The sequence below is a fragment of the Vibrio sp. V19_P1S1T109 genome, assembly GCF_002241375.1.
GTDB classification, from domain to species: Bacteria; Pseudomonadota; Gammaproteobacteria; order Enterobacterales; family Vibrionaceae; genus Vibrio; species Vibrio anguillarum.
Genome location: NZ_NDIM01000174.1, coordinates 1 through 14,283 on the forward strand (window position 1 = coordinate 1; position 14,283 = coordinate 14,283).

Annotated in this window: 13 protein-coding genes and 1 pseudogene; 7 read left to right on the forward strand and 7 right to left on the reverse strand. The window is 46.1% G+C overall.

The window, feature by feature from the left end; translation table 11 throughout:
* Positions 1-398: pseudogene (locus B9J87_RS08225) on the reverse strand (hypothetical protein); the annotation flags it as partial.
* Positions 399-983: 585 nt separating this feature from the next.
* Between B9J87_RS08225 and nirB the strand changes: the two are divergent.
* The 5 genes from nirB (at position 984) to B9J87_RS08250 (ending at position 6,226) form a co-directional block, all read left to right on the forward strand.
* Positions 984-3,572 carry a nitrite reductase large subunit NirB gene (nirB, locus tag B9J87_RS08230; protein ID WP_094150140.1) on the forward strand — a complete coding sequence of 863 codons (2,589 nt, stop codon included), beginning with the start codon at positions 984-986 and terminating at the stop codon, positions 3,570-3,572.
* Between the two features lie 2 nt (positions 3,573-3,574).
* Complete coding sequence (nirD, locus tag B9J87_RS08235; protein WP_094150142.1) at positions 3,575-3,910, forward strand: nitrite reductase small subunit NirD; 336 nt, start codon at positions 3,575-3,577, stop codon at positions 3,908-3,910.
* 142 nt (positions 3,911-4,052) lie between these two features.
* Positions 4,053-4,865 carry a formate/nitrite transporter family protein gene (locus B9J87_RS08240; protein WP_094150153.1) on the forward strand — a complete coding sequence of 271 codons (813 nt, stop codon included), beginning with the start codon at positions 4,053-4,055 and terminating at the stop codon, positions 4,863-4,865.
* Between the two features lie 68 nt (positions 4,866-4,933).
* Entirely contained in the window at positions 4,934-5,689 is a 756-nt protein-coding gene (cobA, locus tag B9J87_RS08245) for a uroporphyrinogen-III C-methyltransferase (protein ID WP_017047244.1), read from the forward strand.
* Between the two features lie 63 nt (positions 5,690-5,752).
* Positions 5,753-6,226, forward strand: coding sequence for a LabA-like NYN domain-containing protein (locus B9J87_RS08250; RefSeq protein WP_010319683.1), 474 nt, complete (start codon positions 5,753-5,755; stop codon positions 6,224-6,226).
* On the opposite strand, the gene B9J87_RS08255 is transcribed toward B9J87_RS08250, so the two are convergent.
* The gene (locus B9J87_RS08255) at positions 6,215-6,415 is read right to left on the reverse strand and encodes a DUF2986 domain-containing protein (RefSeq protein WP_010319684.1); all 201 of its coding nucleotides are present in this window, start codon (positions 6,413-6,415) and stop codon (positions 6,215-6,217) included. The genes B9J87_RS08250 and B9J87_RS08255 overlap by 12 nt on opposite strands.
* A 97-nt stretch (positions 6,416-6,512) precedes the next feature.
* On the opposite strand from B9J87_RS08255, the gene B9J87_RS08260 reads away from it, so the two are divergent.
* A complete protein-coding gene (locus tag B9J87_RS08260; protein ID WP_202598861.1) occupies positions 6,513-6,917 on the forward strand; it encodes a nitrous oxide-stimulated promoter family protein in 405 nt (134 codons plus the stop codon).
* Positions 6,918-6,933: 16 nt separating this feature from the next.
* Here B9J87_RS08260 and B9J87_RS08265 read toward each other — a convergent pair whose 3' ends face one another.
* Together B9J87_RS08265 and trxC are read right to left on the reverse strand one after the other, a co-directional pair.
* Positions 6,934-8,094 carry an MFS transporter gene (locus B9J87_RS08265; RefSeq protein ID WP_094150155.1) on the reverse strand — a complete coding sequence of 387 codons (1,161 nt, stop codon included), beginning with the start codon at positions 8,092-8,094 and terminating at the stop codon, positions 6,934-6,936.
* 193 nt (positions 8,095-8,287) lie between these two features.
* A complete protein-coding gene (gene trxC / locus B9J87_RS08270; protein WP_094150157.1) occupies positions 8,288-8,722 on the reverse strand; it encodes a thioredoxin TrxC in 435 nt (144 codons plus the stop codon).
* Positions 8,723-8,911: 189 nt separating this feature from the next.
* Here trxC and B9J87_RS08275 point away from each other — a divergent pair, with 189 nt between their 5' ends.
* Positions 8,912-10,003 (forward strand): ketoacyl-ACP synthase III, encoded by a 1,092-nt coding sequence (locus B9J87_RS08275; RefSeq protein WP_064626233.1) that lies wholly within the window; start codon positions 8,912-8,914, stop codon positions 10,001-10,003.
* A gap of 89 nt (positions 10,004-10,092) precedes the next feature.
* On the opposite strand, the gene glpC is transcribed toward B9J87_RS08275, so the two are convergent.
* The 3 genes from glpC to glpA are packed head-to-tail and all read right to left on the reverse strand — an operon-like array spanning position 10,093 to position 14,275.
* The gene (glpC, locus tag B9J87_RS08280) at positions 10,093-11,319 is read right to left on the reverse strand and encodes an anaerobic glycerol-3-phosphate dehydrogenase subunit GlpC (protein WP_094150159.1); all 1,227 of its coding nucleotides are present in this window, start codon (positions 11,317-11,319) and stop codon (positions 10,093-10,095) included.
* The gene (gene glpB / locus B9J87_RS08285) at positions 11,316-12,629 is read right to left on the reverse strand and encodes a glycerol-3-phosphate dehydrogenase subunit GlpB (protein WP_017046392.1); all 1,314 of its coding nucleotides are present in this window, start codon (positions 12,627-12,629) and stop codon (positions 11,316-11,318) included. Before glpB ends, glpC begins: the two co-directional genes overlap by 4 nt.
* On the reverse strand, positions 12,626-14,275 hold the full coding sequence (gene glpA, locus B9J87_RS08290) for an anaerobic glycerol-3-phosphate dehydrogenase subunit A (RefSeq protein WP_017046393.1): 1,650 nt from the start codon (positions 14,273-14,275) through the stop codon (positions 12,626-12,628). Before glpA ends, glpB begins: the two co-directional genes overlap by 4 nt.
* Between the last annotated feature and the right edge of the window lie 8 nt (positions 14,276-14,283).

Genomic DNA, 14,283 nt, shown 5'->3' on the forward strand with positions numbered 1-14,283 from the left:
GTCTCAATATATGCTTCATTGCGAATAAATATATCAAAGCTATTACTTAAGAGTTCATCTGACTGGAATGTAAACTGACTGACATAATCTTCGTTAAAACACATTACCGTGTTCAACTCTTCTGTAACTGTCACCTGTGGCTTTAGCTTATCTGGATTTTCAGTTCTTAGTTTAAAGGGCATCAGCTCAGAGAGCTTTTCTGCATCACTATTAGAGATTAAGGCTTTGGCTATAGTACTCTTGCCTGTGCCGTTTGGGGCAAATTTTATATTCAGTTTACCTTTTTTAATTTCTAAGCTGGCACTGTCAATGTTATTACAGTTACTTATGTCTATTAGCATATTAAATTCCATACAAAGATCAGTCTCTAAGCTCACCACAAAAGCAGTAAGTTGCATAAAGTGCAATTCTAGGGATGATATTCTGATAAAACTGTGCTTTCCCTTCCGTATCCCAACATTGCATTCAAATCAGCCGCTTGCTGCATTACCTACTATTAGGAAAATTAGGGCTATTTATTACTAAGGTAGTTCGCAAGATTTTTGTGGAAACTCAGAATGGGACAAAAACATTCCAACAACCTATATCGCTCATCATAAATAGCATACTCAATACTCACGAAATTAATTTCCTCCCCCTAAAAGGGGGAGGAACAGCGCCGTCATAAGCTTCTACTCGAAAGCATAATGAGCGTGTTTGAGTTGTTTATATAACTTCTGCCAAGTGTTTTGATAGAGGGAAAACTGACAAATTTTGTTGTAAATGATCAGGTTTGATTGGAAGTGATCATACTATATAAATTATCTTCCGATGCCTGTCGTCTCCTAGTATTCACGATAAGGTGTTTATTTCTCTCTGATACTCCTCTTTATGGCTACCTCTTTAGGGTAGTTTGAGTTTGTAATTGATTTACATCAGTAATTCATTTTCTTTCATAATTAAAAATCTCGCTCAATGAAACGTTACCATAATTAGGAACCCATATGAGCAGGATGAAGCTGGTTGTCATCGGTAATGGCATGGTTGGCCATCGCTATATCGAAGATTTGGTCGAAAAAATGGAGGCATCAGCTGTTGATGTCACGGTTTTTTGTGAGGAACCGCGTGTTGCCTACGATCGCGTCCATCTTTCTTCCTACTTTTCGCACCATACCGCTGAAGAGCTTTCGCTTGTTAAGCCGGGTTTCTATCAAAAGCATGCGATTAATGTCTTGATGGGCGAGCGGGCGGTTAACATTAACCGCGAAAAGCGCGTGGTCTATTCAAATACTGGCCGTGAAGTGAGCTATGACAAATTAGTCTTGGCCACGGGCTCTTATCCTTTTGTACCGCCGATCAAAGGCAATGAAAGTAAAGACTGCTTTGTCTATCGCACCATTGAAGATCTAAAGGCCATCGAAACGTGCGCGAAAAAGAGCAAAAGTGGTGTAGTGATAGGCGGTGGTTTACTTGGCCTTGAAGCGGCTGGCGCGCTGAAAGCGTTGGGCGTACAAACCCATGTGATTGAGTTTGCTCCGGTATTAATGGCTGAGCAACTTGACTTGCAAGGCGGTTTACAACTGCGTAATAAAATTGAGCGGATGGGGGTGCAAGTTCACACTAGCAAAAATACGCTAGAGATCGTTGCTCAAGGCGAGACCGCTCGTAATACCATGAAGTTTGCCGACGGTTCGGATTTGGAAGTTGACTTCATCGTATTTTCCGCAGGGATACGTCCTCAGGACAAATTAGCTCGTGATATGGGTCTAGACATCGCGCCGCGTGGTGGCGTTGCCATTAACGATCACTGCCAAACATCCGATCCTGATATTTACGCGATTGGCGAATGTGCTTCTTGGAATCAAACTTTCTTCGGTCTGGTCGCTCCTGGTTACAAAATGGCAATGGTTGCGGTTGATCATCTTGTGGGCAATGAGAGCCAATTTAGTGGTGCAGACATGAGCGCCAAGCTCAAACTGCTGGGTGTGAAGGTGGGATCGATTGGTGATGCCAATGGACGAACTCCGGGTTGTAAAAGCTACGTCTATCAAAATGAAGAAGATGAAGTTTATAAGCGCATTATCGTTTCTGAAGATGGTAAAAAACTGCTTGGTGCAGTTTTAGTCGGCGACACGTCAGATTACGGCGATTTACTGCAACTCAAACTCAATGATATTGAGCTGCCCAAACACCCAGACACCTTGATTCTACCCGCACATGCTGGCGCTGAAAAACCGGCATTAGGCGCGGATGCACTACCTGATACTGCGGTGATCTGCTCTTGTTTTGATGTGACTAAAGCGAAAATTGCCCAAGCCGTGGCCGATGGTCATCATACGCTCGGCGCGATTAAAGCGGTGACAGGGGCAGGAACCGGTTGTGGTGGTTGCGTGCCTTTAGTGACGTCGGTTCTGAATGCTGAACTGGCTAAATCGGGTGTGGAAGTCAAAAACGACATTTGTGAGCACTTTGCATATTCACGCCAAGAGCTGTTCCATTTGATCCGGATTAACGGTATCAAACGTTTTGATGAGATGTTGGCAAAACATGGACGCGGTTATGGGTGCGAAGTCTGTAAGCCAACAATTGGTTCTATTCTGGCCTCGTGTTGGGGGGATCATGTGCTCTCGCCATCGTTGGTCAGTTTGCAAGACACCAATGATAACTTCTTGGGCAACATGCAAAAAGACGGTACTTATTCGGTGATCCCACGCATGGCGGGTGGCGAAGTCACACCACAAGCGCTTGCGGTGCTAGCGAATGTCGCTCAAGAATACAAACTTTACACCAAAGTGACGGGCGCGCAGCGCATTGGTCTGTTTGGTGCTCAAAAAGACGATTTACCTGAGATTTGGCGCAAACTGATTGATGCTGGATACGAGACAGGCCAAGCCTATGCCAAAGCTCTGCGCATGGCAAAAACGTGTGTCGGTAGTACGTGGTGTCGTTTTGGTGTGCAAGACAGCGTCGGTTTGGGTGTGCTGATTGAAAACCGCTACAAAGGTATCCGTACACCACACAAGATGAAGTTTGGTGTCTCAGGTTGCACCCGCGAATGTGCCGAAGCGCAAGGGAAAGATTTAGGCCTGATCGCGACCGATGCGGGTTGGAATATGTATGTCTGCGGTAATGGTGGTATGAAGCCTCGACATGCCGATCTGCTGGCCTCTGATTTAGATGAAGCAACACTACTGAAATACATCGACCGTTTCATGATGTTCTACATTCGCACAGCCGATAAATTACAACGCACCTCAGTTTGGCTAGACAACCTAGAAGGTGGTGTTGATTACCTGCGCGAAGTGATTGTGGACGATAAGTTGGGCATTAACGATCAACTCGAAGCGGATGTGGCGAAGCTTATTGCTGATTATCGCTGTGAATGGACAGAAACGCTTAATCATCCTGAGCAATTAACTCGTTTTACTCACTTCATTAATTCTGATTTACGCGATGAGAACGTCGTGTTCGTCAGCGCTCGTGAGCAGCACCGTCCTGCGACTTATAGCGAAAAACACCCAGAAGCGAAAGGCGATATATTCCACATTGCGCTTGCTGATTCAGCAATCTCTACCCCTGTTTTGGAGAAATAACTATGGCCAATAACACAGTATTTCAAGCCATCTGTGACATTAATGACATTGTTCCCGGAACGGGTGTGTGTGCACTGGTGAATGGTGAGCAAGTGGCTCTCTTCCGTCCGACTGAGGCGCAAGAAGTGATGGCGATAAGCAATATGGATCCCTTTGCTCGAGCTAATGTGTTGTCACGCGGTTTTATTTGCCAACATCAAGAGCAGTTCTGGGTAGCAAGCCCGCTTAAAAAGCAGCGTTTCAATCTCATAACAGGCCAATGTATGGAAGATGAACGCTTTAGCGTGAAAGCTTATGTCGTGCGAGTCACTGACGGTGTGGTCGAAGTCGCGGCTTAACAGCCGCTTTTGAGACAATGAGATTCAATAGCAAAAAGGTTCCTTGTTCATCGAGTTCTCTTGGTGATGCATTGATGGTTGGGAGCCTTTATCTATTCAATTTCCCTTTTTAATTTTAACTTTGGTGACAATAAGGACCATTATGTCTTATGTAAAACCTGCCGATTTTGTGCAAACAATGATTGACGCTGGCGAAAGCAAAATCTTCATGTCAACGCGAGATACCCTGATTCGCGGCATTATGGCGGGGGCGATTCTTGCTATCGCTGTCGCTGTGGCCATTACTGCGGCTGTGCAAACCGGAGTGCCTATTATTGGCGCTCTGGTCTTCCCTGTGGGATTTTGTATTTTGAACCTAATGGGCTTTGATTTATTAACGGGTGTTTTTGCTTTAGCACCTTTAGCTTTGTTTGAAAAACGCACCGGAGTAACCAAAGCGGGCGTTCTACGGAATTGGGGCTTGGTTGGGCTAGGTAACTTAATCGGTGCCGTTGCCGTCGCCTTTTTAGTGGCGCTAACCTTCACCATGAATTTCAGTATCGAGCCGAGCGCGGTTGGACAAGCGTTTATTAAAGCGTCTACTGCTCGCACTCTTGGCTTTGCCGAACACGGTGTCAATGGCTGGATCACCGTGTTTGTGAAAGGCATCTTATGTAACTGGATGGTGTGTTTAGGTGTGGTGGGCGCAATGACCTCAACTTCGGTCAGCGGCAAAGTGGTCGCGATGTGGCTACCTATTTTTATTTTCTTCGGTTTGGTTTTTGAACACGCCGTAGTGAATATGTACCTGTTCCCACTTGGCATGATGTTGGGCGCTAAATTCACCATCGTCGATTGGTTAGTATGGAACCAAATTCCGGCCACATTGGGTAACTTAGTGGGCGGCTTGTTATTTACCGGGTTAAGCCTTTACATGACTCACGGTAAAACCTTGCCACAACGCAACCTTGGCTAACCATTGTTAAGTGAGGTTTAACCTCGCTTAATGACGATATCCTTTTGTCGATAAGGTAGAGAGTAATCATGGTAAGCAGTGTAACGAGTCGCGGTTTTGTCTCTTTAGTCGGCGCAGGGCCAGGCGATCCCGATCTACTGACAGTTAAGGGGCTACGCGTGATCAGTCAAGCGCAAGTGGTGGTGTATGATCGTTTAGTTTCGCAAGCGATTTTAGATCTGGCGCCAAGCAGCGCGGAGATGATCTACGTTGGCAAACAGTTGGATTTTCATTGTGTGCCGCAAGATCAGATCAACCAAATTCTGGTCGATAAAGCCAAAGAAGGTAAAAAAGTTGTCCGTTTGAAAGGCGGCGATTCCTTTATTTTTGGCCGAGGTGGTGAAGAGCTCGAAACGCTGGCTGAACATCATATCGCTTATGAAGTGGTTCCGGGGATCACGGCAGCAGCAGGCTGCACGGCTTACGCGGGGATTCCGCTGACGCACCGTGATCACGCGCAAAGTGTGCAGTTCATTACGGGTCACTTACAAAAAGAAGGTAAAGCGATCAATTGGCGATGTTTAGCGCAAGATAATCAAACCTTGGTTTTTTATATGGGGTTAAAGCAGTGCCCGAACATCACACGAAACTTGTTGGATGCTGGCCTGAGCGCAGAAACGCCTTGCGCGATTATCGAACGCGGCACTACAGATAAACAGAGAGTATTGACGGGCTCGCTTGACGATTTACCCCTTTTAGCGCAACAAGCACAAAGCCCAGCCTTGATTGTGGTCGGCAGTGTGACTCGCTTGCACGACAAATTGAAGTGGTTTGGCGTATACTAAGCGCAATTTGCAAAGCAGCGGCGAACAGGCCGCTGTTTTTGTTTCTATTTGAGAAGAGAGCTCATGGAAAAAGTTGCCATTCTTGTCGACGTTCAAAACGTCTATTACACCTGTAAAGAGAAGTACCGCCAGCATTTTGATTACAACCAATTTTGGTATGTAGCCACTCAAGGGCGAGAGGTGATCAAAGCCAATGCTTATGCGATTGCTAGCCAAGATCCTAAGCAGCGCCAGTTCCACCATATTTTGCGCGGTATTGGTTTTGAGGTTCAGCTTAAGCCCTTCATTCAGCGTCGTGATGGCAGTGCAAAAGGGGATTGGGATGTCGGTATTACTCTCGATGCGATTGAGCTGGCAGAGCAAGCTGATGTGATTGTTCTGGTATCAGGAGATGGTGATTTCGAGCTATTGGTCGAACGGATTAAACAGCGTTTTAACAAAAAAGTAGAAGTGTACGGAGTACCAAGGCTGACGGCTCAAAGCCTTATTGATGTCGCCAGCCAGTTTGTTCCAATCGAGCAAGACTTACTGTTGTAGCTCACCTTCAGCAGGCACAATCTCACTATGTTGAGTATCTACCGTGCTGGTTGAAGCGGCTTGCTCAGCGTCTAATTTTTCACGTTCAGCTTTGGAAATATAACGAGGTTTATTGCTGCCGTGCAGCTTGGCATGCTTCTTTTTAAGATGCTTTTGCAGTGTTTGGTTAATTTTCTTTTTGCGGTTCATCGTCGTCTGCTCTTTGACACAAAGTCTTGGGTACATGAGGAACAAGGTGGCGCAGGATACTTGTTTTTATCTGCGATCTCAATGGGAGTTATTGGCAATGGAAAAAATGAATAGCGATCTTTTAACGGGAGAGCTGCTCAGTGAGTTTCGCACCGTAGAGGCGATGGTGAACATTTATTGTCAGCGCCATCATCGCTGTCAATCTGGACTCTGTACGTGTTGCAAAACCTTGTTGGAATATGCGCAAGTACGCTTAGATCGCTGTCCTTATGGTCAACATAAACCCACCTGTAACCGTTGCCCAATTCATTGCTATAAGCCTGAGCCGAAAGAACAAATGAGATTGGTGATGCGTTACGCAGGGCCAAGAATGTTGCTCTCTCACCCTATATTGGCGATCCGCCATCTACGGCATGAAAAACGTGCACTACCAGAAAAACCAAAGGCGCATGCATCAAATCGCCATCAACGATTGAACCGTGCGCCTTGCGATAAAATATGATCCGCTTTGCTGCGACTTATTTCCCCGCCACCCATTGGCGTTTGGTTTTGAGGCTTGAAGCCAACATATAAATACAAGTCGCCAGTAAAGCAATAAAGAGATAACCCATTAAGCCTTGCGATCTTTGCATAAACCAATCAGCGATCACGGGGCCAACCACAGAGCCGATACTGTAGCTAAACAGCATAACTTGTGTCGCTGAGACAATGTAATTGGCATCGAGCTTATCACAACCTAAGTTGATGGCGATTGGGTAAAGGGCAAACGTCGCCATACCTAAGAAAAACAAGCTGGCAGCTAATATCATCATCGTTGAATCGAACAAGGTCATGGTAATCGCCGCAGAGCCAATCAAGCAAAATAGTGCCATTAATAGTGTTCGGCCCAAAAACTTTGATAGCCAAGGCACCATAGGTTGCACCGCCATGCCACCCAAAACTACAAGCGCCATTAAGCTGCCAATATCGGTATGGCTGATACCGCGTTGTTCCAATTCAACAGGCATTAGACCGTAGATAGCCCCCAAAGTGAGCCCTGAAACTCCGCAACCGAGCAAGGCGGCATGGTTTAGTTTGAGTACCTGTTTCAGCGATAGGCTGACGGCATGCTGAGTTGACGGTTGGTCAGATTCGCCATAAATCAGCACCACACTGGCGATTAATAGCAAGGTAATGATGGCAATGAAAGGCACGCCGCCTGATACGCCTAAATAACCAATCCCTAATTGGCCCAATGCCGTACCGCCGTAAAGCGCCGCCATATAAATCCCAAGGCGTTTTGCTCGGCCTTTTTCATCACCGTGTAATAGCCAAGACTCGACGACTACAAAGACACCAGCCACCGCAATACCAGCAACAAAACGTGCCACTAACCAAGCACTGGCATAGTGCAGAGCAGGTAAGGCAAAAATGGTTAACATGAGTAGCGCTAAGCACCATACAAAAGCGTTTCGGTGGCCAACGCGGTTGACAACAGGTTCAACGACTAATGCGCCGATCAATAAGCCAGCGTAAAAGGCACTGGCAAGCCAGCTTGCCAATGAACTCTCAAGCCCGTAGTGCGGCAACATCAATGGGATCAGGCTCATTAAATAGCCTGAGGCAATCGCATAAAGCGATAGCGCAATGACCGGAACGGAAATGCGAGGTGAAGACGCGTTCACAGTAATGTTGTCCATTGACTTTGCCTCAAAACCAGAATTGATGGGATATTTTGCGGCGAATATGGAGCTGATATTGAGAAAGGTAAAACGAAAAATTATGTTCTTAACGATTAATTTTATTAATCGAAAATAAAGCAAGAGAAATGAGCAGTAAAGTTGGCATAAATCGATAAAAAATGCCAACTTTATTATTGGTTATAATGATGGATTATTTCAATATGGCTTGGTTTAACCATTGATTAAATTGACTTTTTGGTAAAGCGCCATTGATCATATCGACTCGTTGACCATTTTTAAACACCATAATGGTTGGAATGCTGCGAATTTGAAATTTTGTGGCGAGGCTTTGTTCACTTTCAGTATCAATTTTTATAAAGCGAATGTTTCCTTTTCGTTCCGTCGCAGCATCACTGAATACCGGAGCAAAACCCACACACGGATTACACCAAGGTGCCCAGAAATCGACGACAACGGGTTGGCGACTATTAAGTAGTGCTTCGAAATTGGCTTCCGTTCCTTCAATGGGCGCTCCATCAAATAGGGGAGCTTGGCATTTACCGCAATTTGGGCTTTCTGTCACTCGTTCTATCGGAACTCGGTTCATTGCGTGACACGAAGGGCAACGAGTATTGAATGTTGACATGGTTTCCTCTCTTTATTTTTGTGTTTTGCTCCAGTCGCATTTAACGCACTAGACTTAACGTCGGAGCAAAAGCGCGTATACTGACTGACATCAAAAGGACCTTTTGAGTCTCATTTCTCTTTCATACGATGAGTTTTTAATTTTAGGTCTTTGGATTGCATTAGAAAATACAACAAAAACAGGTTAACAATGACAAAATTCTATGCCGAAATTACAGGTTGGGGTAAATGCCTACCACCTGCAACGCTCTCAAACCATGATCTTAGCACCTTTATTGAAACTTCCGATGAGTGGATTAAAACTCGCACCGGGATTGAACAGCGCCGCATTAGCCATGTGAATACCTCGGATTTAGCTACGGTGGCTGCCCAACACGCCATCGCTTGTGCTGGGATTGATGCAACTGAGATTGATCTCATCATCATCGCAACCTGTTCGCCAGATTCTCTTATCCCAAATATTGCCTCGAAAGTGCAGCAGAATCTTGGGATTAAAAATGCAGCCGCTTTTGACTTAAATGCAGCCTGTACCGGTTTTGTTTATGGATTAGAAACTGCGACGCGTTTAATGCAAGCAAGTCATTACCGCCATGCGTTAGTGGTGGGTGCTGAGCGTCTCTCTTTTTACATTGATTGGACCAAACGTGATACTGCCGTGTTGTTTGGTGACGGTGCTGGCGCTGTTGTTTTGAGTAAAACCGATAAAGTAGTGGGTTTGCAAGATGCACAAATCGGTTGTGATGCAGAAGGGCGTGATATTTTGGCGGTGCCTAAATTTGGCTCATCGATGGATCGTTTTGCCGCTGACAATGGGTATTGGGATTTTGATTTTGTTGGGAAAGAGATTTTTAAACGTGCGGTTCGAGGCATGGGCGCAGCGGCGCAAACTGTGCTGGCGCGTTCCGGTCTTTCAACCGAACAAGTCGATGTGGTGATCCCGCATCAAGCGAATATTCGCATCATTCAAACCTTGTGTGACTTATCAGGTATTAGCCAAGATAAAGCATTTGTTAACATTCAACACTATGGTAATACGTCTGCCGCGACCGTACCTATTGCATTGTGTGAAGCGGTAGAACAAGGGAAAATCAAACCGAATGATAACCTGCTGGTGGCCGCTTTCGGGGCGGGCTTAACTTGGGGGGCTGGGCACATCAAATGGGGCGAGCGTGTTACCGCGATTAGCCGTAGCCAAGCGCAGTTACCAGAGTGTCAGTCCAGTGCGTTAGAATTATTGGCCAATGCAATTGAGCACTGCCAGCAGCGCCCGCTATCTAAATAACGTTTAGAAAACGAATGTTCACACAGTACAAGCAGTATGAGAACAGGCCACAATGTGGCCTGTTTTACTCTCAATGCTAGGTGTGTAAACTAGGCAATCGCCATGGCGAGCAGGCTAATTGGATGAATGGTTTCTAACGCGGTATTTTCTTCAATTTGCCATTTACAGGTTTCACAATCGGTAATCGCATAGTCAGCTTGCGATGTTTTGATTGCATCAAACAGGTGCGCGCCAATTTTCATTGAAACGTCATAGTTCTCTTCTTTAAAACCGTAGGTTCCCGCTAAGCCGCAGCATTCGCTGTCTAAGACCACTAACTCCAATCCTGGGATCATTTTTAATAATTCAATGGTAAAAATGACATTACCGCTGCGTTCAAGGTGGCAAGGGGTGTGGTAAACCACTTTCAAGTTAACGGGTTTCATTTTAGGCGCATTACCGCTCATGAACTCTTTGAGTAGAAAGCGCGTGACGTACTCGATTTGTTTGACCACCTTACTATTATCAACCCCTAAAACATGAGGATATTCTTGTTGCAAGGTAAACGAACACGTTGATGAGGTGGAGAGGAGCGTCGTTTGACGATCAACTACCGCGGCTTCGATATTTTTCACATTCAATAGCGCATTTTTACGTGCTTTATCGTGAAAACCATTGGCAATCAGCGGTACACCACAGCATTTCTCGTTATCCAGTAACCGTACGCCGATATTCATCGCATTCATCACAGAGACAAAATCTTTACCTAACTGCGGGTGGTTATAGTTAACGTAGCAGCCGTGGAAATAGGTCACTTGCCGGTTATACAGGGGTTGGCGTGTGCAGTTCTGCTTAAACCAACGACGAAACGTGCCGTGTGAGTATTTGGGAAGTGATTTATGAGCGTGCACACCAATGGTCTTGTGCATCAGTTTTTTTACCATCGGCATAGCCGTAGCAGCGTTCACGATCGGTGCAAATGGTGTGGCGATCGTGCCAAAAAGATCGGTATGGCTCAGCACGTAATCACGCACCAGCTTTGGACTCAGCGTTTTTTTACCATGTTTGCCACGTGCCACAGCAATGATATCGCCAATTTTCACTCCGGAAGGACAGGCGGTTTCACACCGTTTGCAGTTGGTGCAGAGCTTGAGTAGGTCGTCATAATACTCTGCGCTTTTAATCCTCAAGCGTTCGCCATCCGGTCCGCACTGTTTTGGCCCCGGATAGAGTGGGTTTGCTTTAGCAACCGGGCAATAAACGGTACAAACAGTGCATTTGATGCATTGATCAAAAGAGGTATTTTTGGGTGCGGCTTCAACAAAAGAGGTGCTCATGCTAATACCTCCTGAATGGCTGGTCGAGATTGAGTTTGAGCCATAATTTGAGAGGTAGCGTGGTAAGCGCTGGCAATAGCAACGCCTCCACCGCTGCCTTCAAAGACAGGATCATAACCCGCGAGCATCGAACCACAGCAGTATAAATTGGTAATGATATTACCTTGATGAGTTGGGTTCAGTGACGTGTTGGTCAGCACACCAAAGGTCATGAAAGGGTGAGAGTTTGCCGAGAAAAAGGCATGGTTTCGCCATAGAGCGCGATCATGACAGCTCTCCGTCTCTAATTGGAACACGGGTTCGCTAATACCGTGATGAGAAGCCTGTAAACCTTGGCTGAAATAACTCCCTGTAGCCATCACGAAATGGTCAGCTTGAATCGGCATATCATTGAGATTTTGAGTATGAATGGCGGTTAAACGGTTGCCATCAAATTCACCACTGATGACTTTATCGCCTTTTAAATGGGTACCACCCATGGTTAAAAAAGCTCGGCTGAGTGTCTCTTCAATGCGGATGCCCATTAATGATGGCGGCATGGTCGGGACTTCATGCAACTGCAAGTTGGTTTCCAATTTGAGTTTGTTCAGTAAGGTTAACCCATCACCATTGCCCATGATGGCAGGTAGGATCACTAGATCTTGCACAGTGGCATGACGGATCAGTTGATCACAAAAACTGCGCCATGCATGTGGTTGTTTGAGCAAACGAGCAATATCGATGGATCGCAGTTCGTTGGGATTATGGCGAAGTGCTTCGAAACCCGGAATCGTGATATTGATGATCTCACTTGGGATAGCCGAAAATGCAGGTAGAGCGCGTAAGTTATCTTGCAGCATGTGTGGTTGAAAATCTCGGTAACCATCGATGGCGAGCAGCACAATACGCTTGAAATCAGCATTTGCTTTATGTTGATAAACATAAGGTTGTGATAACCAAGTGGCTTTCAATGTCCCCATCGGAGTAATGCGATAGTGGTTACTGTTGTCCGCTTGGTGTGTCAGCGGCATGCCGCGCTGCTGCAGCGTTTTTTGAAACCACATTAACCCTTGCGAAATAGTGTCAGCGCCAATTTTACTGTAAGGGTGATTCGGGGCTTGTTGACGTAATGCTTCAATGGCGAGCAAAGGGGATTCAACCGCTTCGCCGCTAGGCAGTTTACCCAGAACATCGATGGAACCGGATGAAAAATGCAGAGCACTTTGGCCTTGACTGATCAGTGCAGTTTTTAGACCCGCTTGTAAGCAGCGAAGACCAGCACTGTAACCTGCAATTCCACCACCGATAATTGTGACGTCGTATTTCATCATAACGTCTCCTCACTTTCATTTTGCTTGTGTTGCGTTGGAATGTCATTGGCTCCGAACAAGCCTTCATAAATCCAGTAACTGAATTCAGCTTCGCGCAGTGCATCTCCCCAGAAAATCGGTTTAATGCCTTTCCAGCGCTCTTCTAAAAACTCAACCAACAGTTGGCTCGATTGGTTTCCCGAAACGTGACCATATTCTTGAAATAAGCTGGCGGCGCGATAGCTGCAAAGCTCTCCTTGGCATGGCCCCATACCTAAACGAGTGCGGCGACGTAAATCGACCAAGTTATTTACATCGAGTTGTTTAATTGCGTATTCAATTTCGCCCGCGGTCACCATTTCACATTCACAAATAACCGCTTGGCTCTTTGCATCATCAGATAAGAAATTTTGTGCGCGCTCACCATGGCGATAAAGAGCCGATTCATAGACGGGTTTGGCAATGCTGGCGGTTTTTTTGACCTGTTTTGGGGTTTCGTTGGAGCCGGGTAGGGCGCGAGTATGAGTTTCGCAAGGAGTATTGTTGCCCAGTTTTTTAGCGACTAAATCGGTCGCCCATTCTGCCATTAGGCGGTAAGTCATTAATTTACCGCCTGTAATCGTGGTGAGGCCTTTCAATCCATCGCGTTGTTCGTGGTCAAGTAATACGATGCCGCGACTGATGTTTCGGCCGCTGCCATCATCATTAATAGAGACCAATGGACGCACACCCGCATAAGCGCGTAATACACGAGTATTCGCCATGATGGGGGCCAGTTTCGCGCCTTCGGCCAGGAGTATATCAACCTCTTTTTCAGTCACGTGCAGGTTGTCAATTTGGTCGTAGTCAATGTGTTCAGAGGTAGTACCGATCAGTGAAATGGTATCACCAGGGACAAGAATATCGGCATCAGAAGGCTTGCGACAGCGGTTGATCACAAGGTTGTTGATACGATAATCAAGGATCAACAATGAGCCTTTCGCGGGGAACATTTTGATGTTGAGATCGGCGTATTCACAGATGTTTTGTCCCCATATTCCAGCTGCGTTAATCACTTCTTTGGCGAAAATCTCATATTGTTGATGAGTGTTGAGCTGTAAACAGCGCACGCCTAATACTGTGTCACCTTGGCGGATCAGCGACGTCACAATGGTTTTGTTCATGATCCGCGCACCATGCTCTTTGGCGTCTAGCACATTGGAAGCGCATAAACGAAAAGGATCGAGTGTGCCATCGGGTACTTTGATCGCGCCAACAAGGTTTGGATTAACGTGAGGTTCTAAACGCAGTGCTTCTTTGGCAGAAAGCGGCTCGGTTGTAATCCCAGCTTGAGCGCACGCGTCGATAAACGTGCTCTGAAAAGCAAGATCGTCTTCAGGCAGAGTAATGAACAGGCCGTCGGTTTTCTCTACACAATGTCTGGCGATATTTTTTAAAATTTGATTCTCTTGGATGCACTCTTTGGCCGATTCAGGATCGGTAACTGCGTAACGTGCCCCTGAGTGTAATAAACCGTGATTTCGCCCGGTGGTACCAGAAGCAATATCATCCTTTTCTAGCAAAATACACGCAATGCCGCGCAGTGCGCAGTCGCGCATGATCCCAGTACCGGTTGCTCCGCCACCAATTATAACAACATCGGTTTCAAATCGTGTGGTTGTGGTCATGGTGAAAC

Excerpts from the sequence above, each read along its gene's own strand:
- nirB (WP_094150140.1), top strand. The coding sequence starts at position 984 with ATGAGCAGGATGAAGCTGGTTGTCATCGGTAATGGCATGGTTGGCCAT.
- nirD (WP_094150142.1), top strand. The coding sequence starts at position 3,575 with ATGGCCAATAACACAGTATTTCAAGCCATCTGTGACATTAATGACATT.
- B9J87_RS08240 (WP_094150153.1), top strand. The coding sequence starts at position 4,053 with ATGTCTTATGTAAAACCTGCCGATTTTGTGCAAACAATGATTGACGCT.
- cobA (WP_017047244.1), top strand. The coding sequence starts at position 4,934 with ATGGTAAGCAGTGTAACGAGTCGCGGTTTTGTCTCTTTAGTCGGCGCA.
- B9J87_RS08250 (WP_010319683.1), top strand. The coding sequence starts at position 5,753 with ATGGAAAAAGTTGCCATTCTTGTCGACGTTCAAAACGTCTATTACACC.
- B9J87_RS08255 (WP_010319684.1), bottom strand. The coding sequence starts at position 6,415 with ATGAACCGCAAAAAGAAAATTAACCAAACACTGCAAAAGCATCTTAAA.
- B9J87_RS08260 (WP_202598861.1), top strand. The coding sequence starts at position 6,513 with ATGGAAAAAATGAATAGCGATCTTTTAACGGGAGAGCTGCTCAGTGAG.
- B9J87_RS08265 (WP_094150155.1), bottom strand. The coding sequence starts at position 8,094 with ATGGACAACATTACTGTGAACGCGTCTTCACCTCGCATTTCCGTTCCG.
- trxC (WP_094150157.1), bottom strand. The coding sequence starts at position 8,722 with ATGTCAACATTCAATACTCGTTGCCCTTCGTGTCACGCAATGAACCGA.
- B9J87_RS08275 (WP_064626233.1), top strand. The coding sequence starts at position 8,912 with ATGACAAAATTCTATGCCGAAATTACAGGTTGGGGTAAATGCCTACCA.
- glpC (WP_094150159.1), bottom strand. The coding sequence starts at position 11,319 with ATGAGCACCTCTTTTGTTGAAGCCGCACCCAAAAATACCTCTTTTGAT.
- glpB (WP_017046392.1), bottom strand. The coding sequence starts at position 12,629 with ATGATGAAATACGACGTCACAATTATCGGTGGTGGAATTGCAGGTTAC.
- glpA (WP_017046393.1), bottom strand. The coding sequence starts at position 14,275 with ATGACCACAACCACACGATTTGAAACCGATGTTGTTATAATTGGTGGC.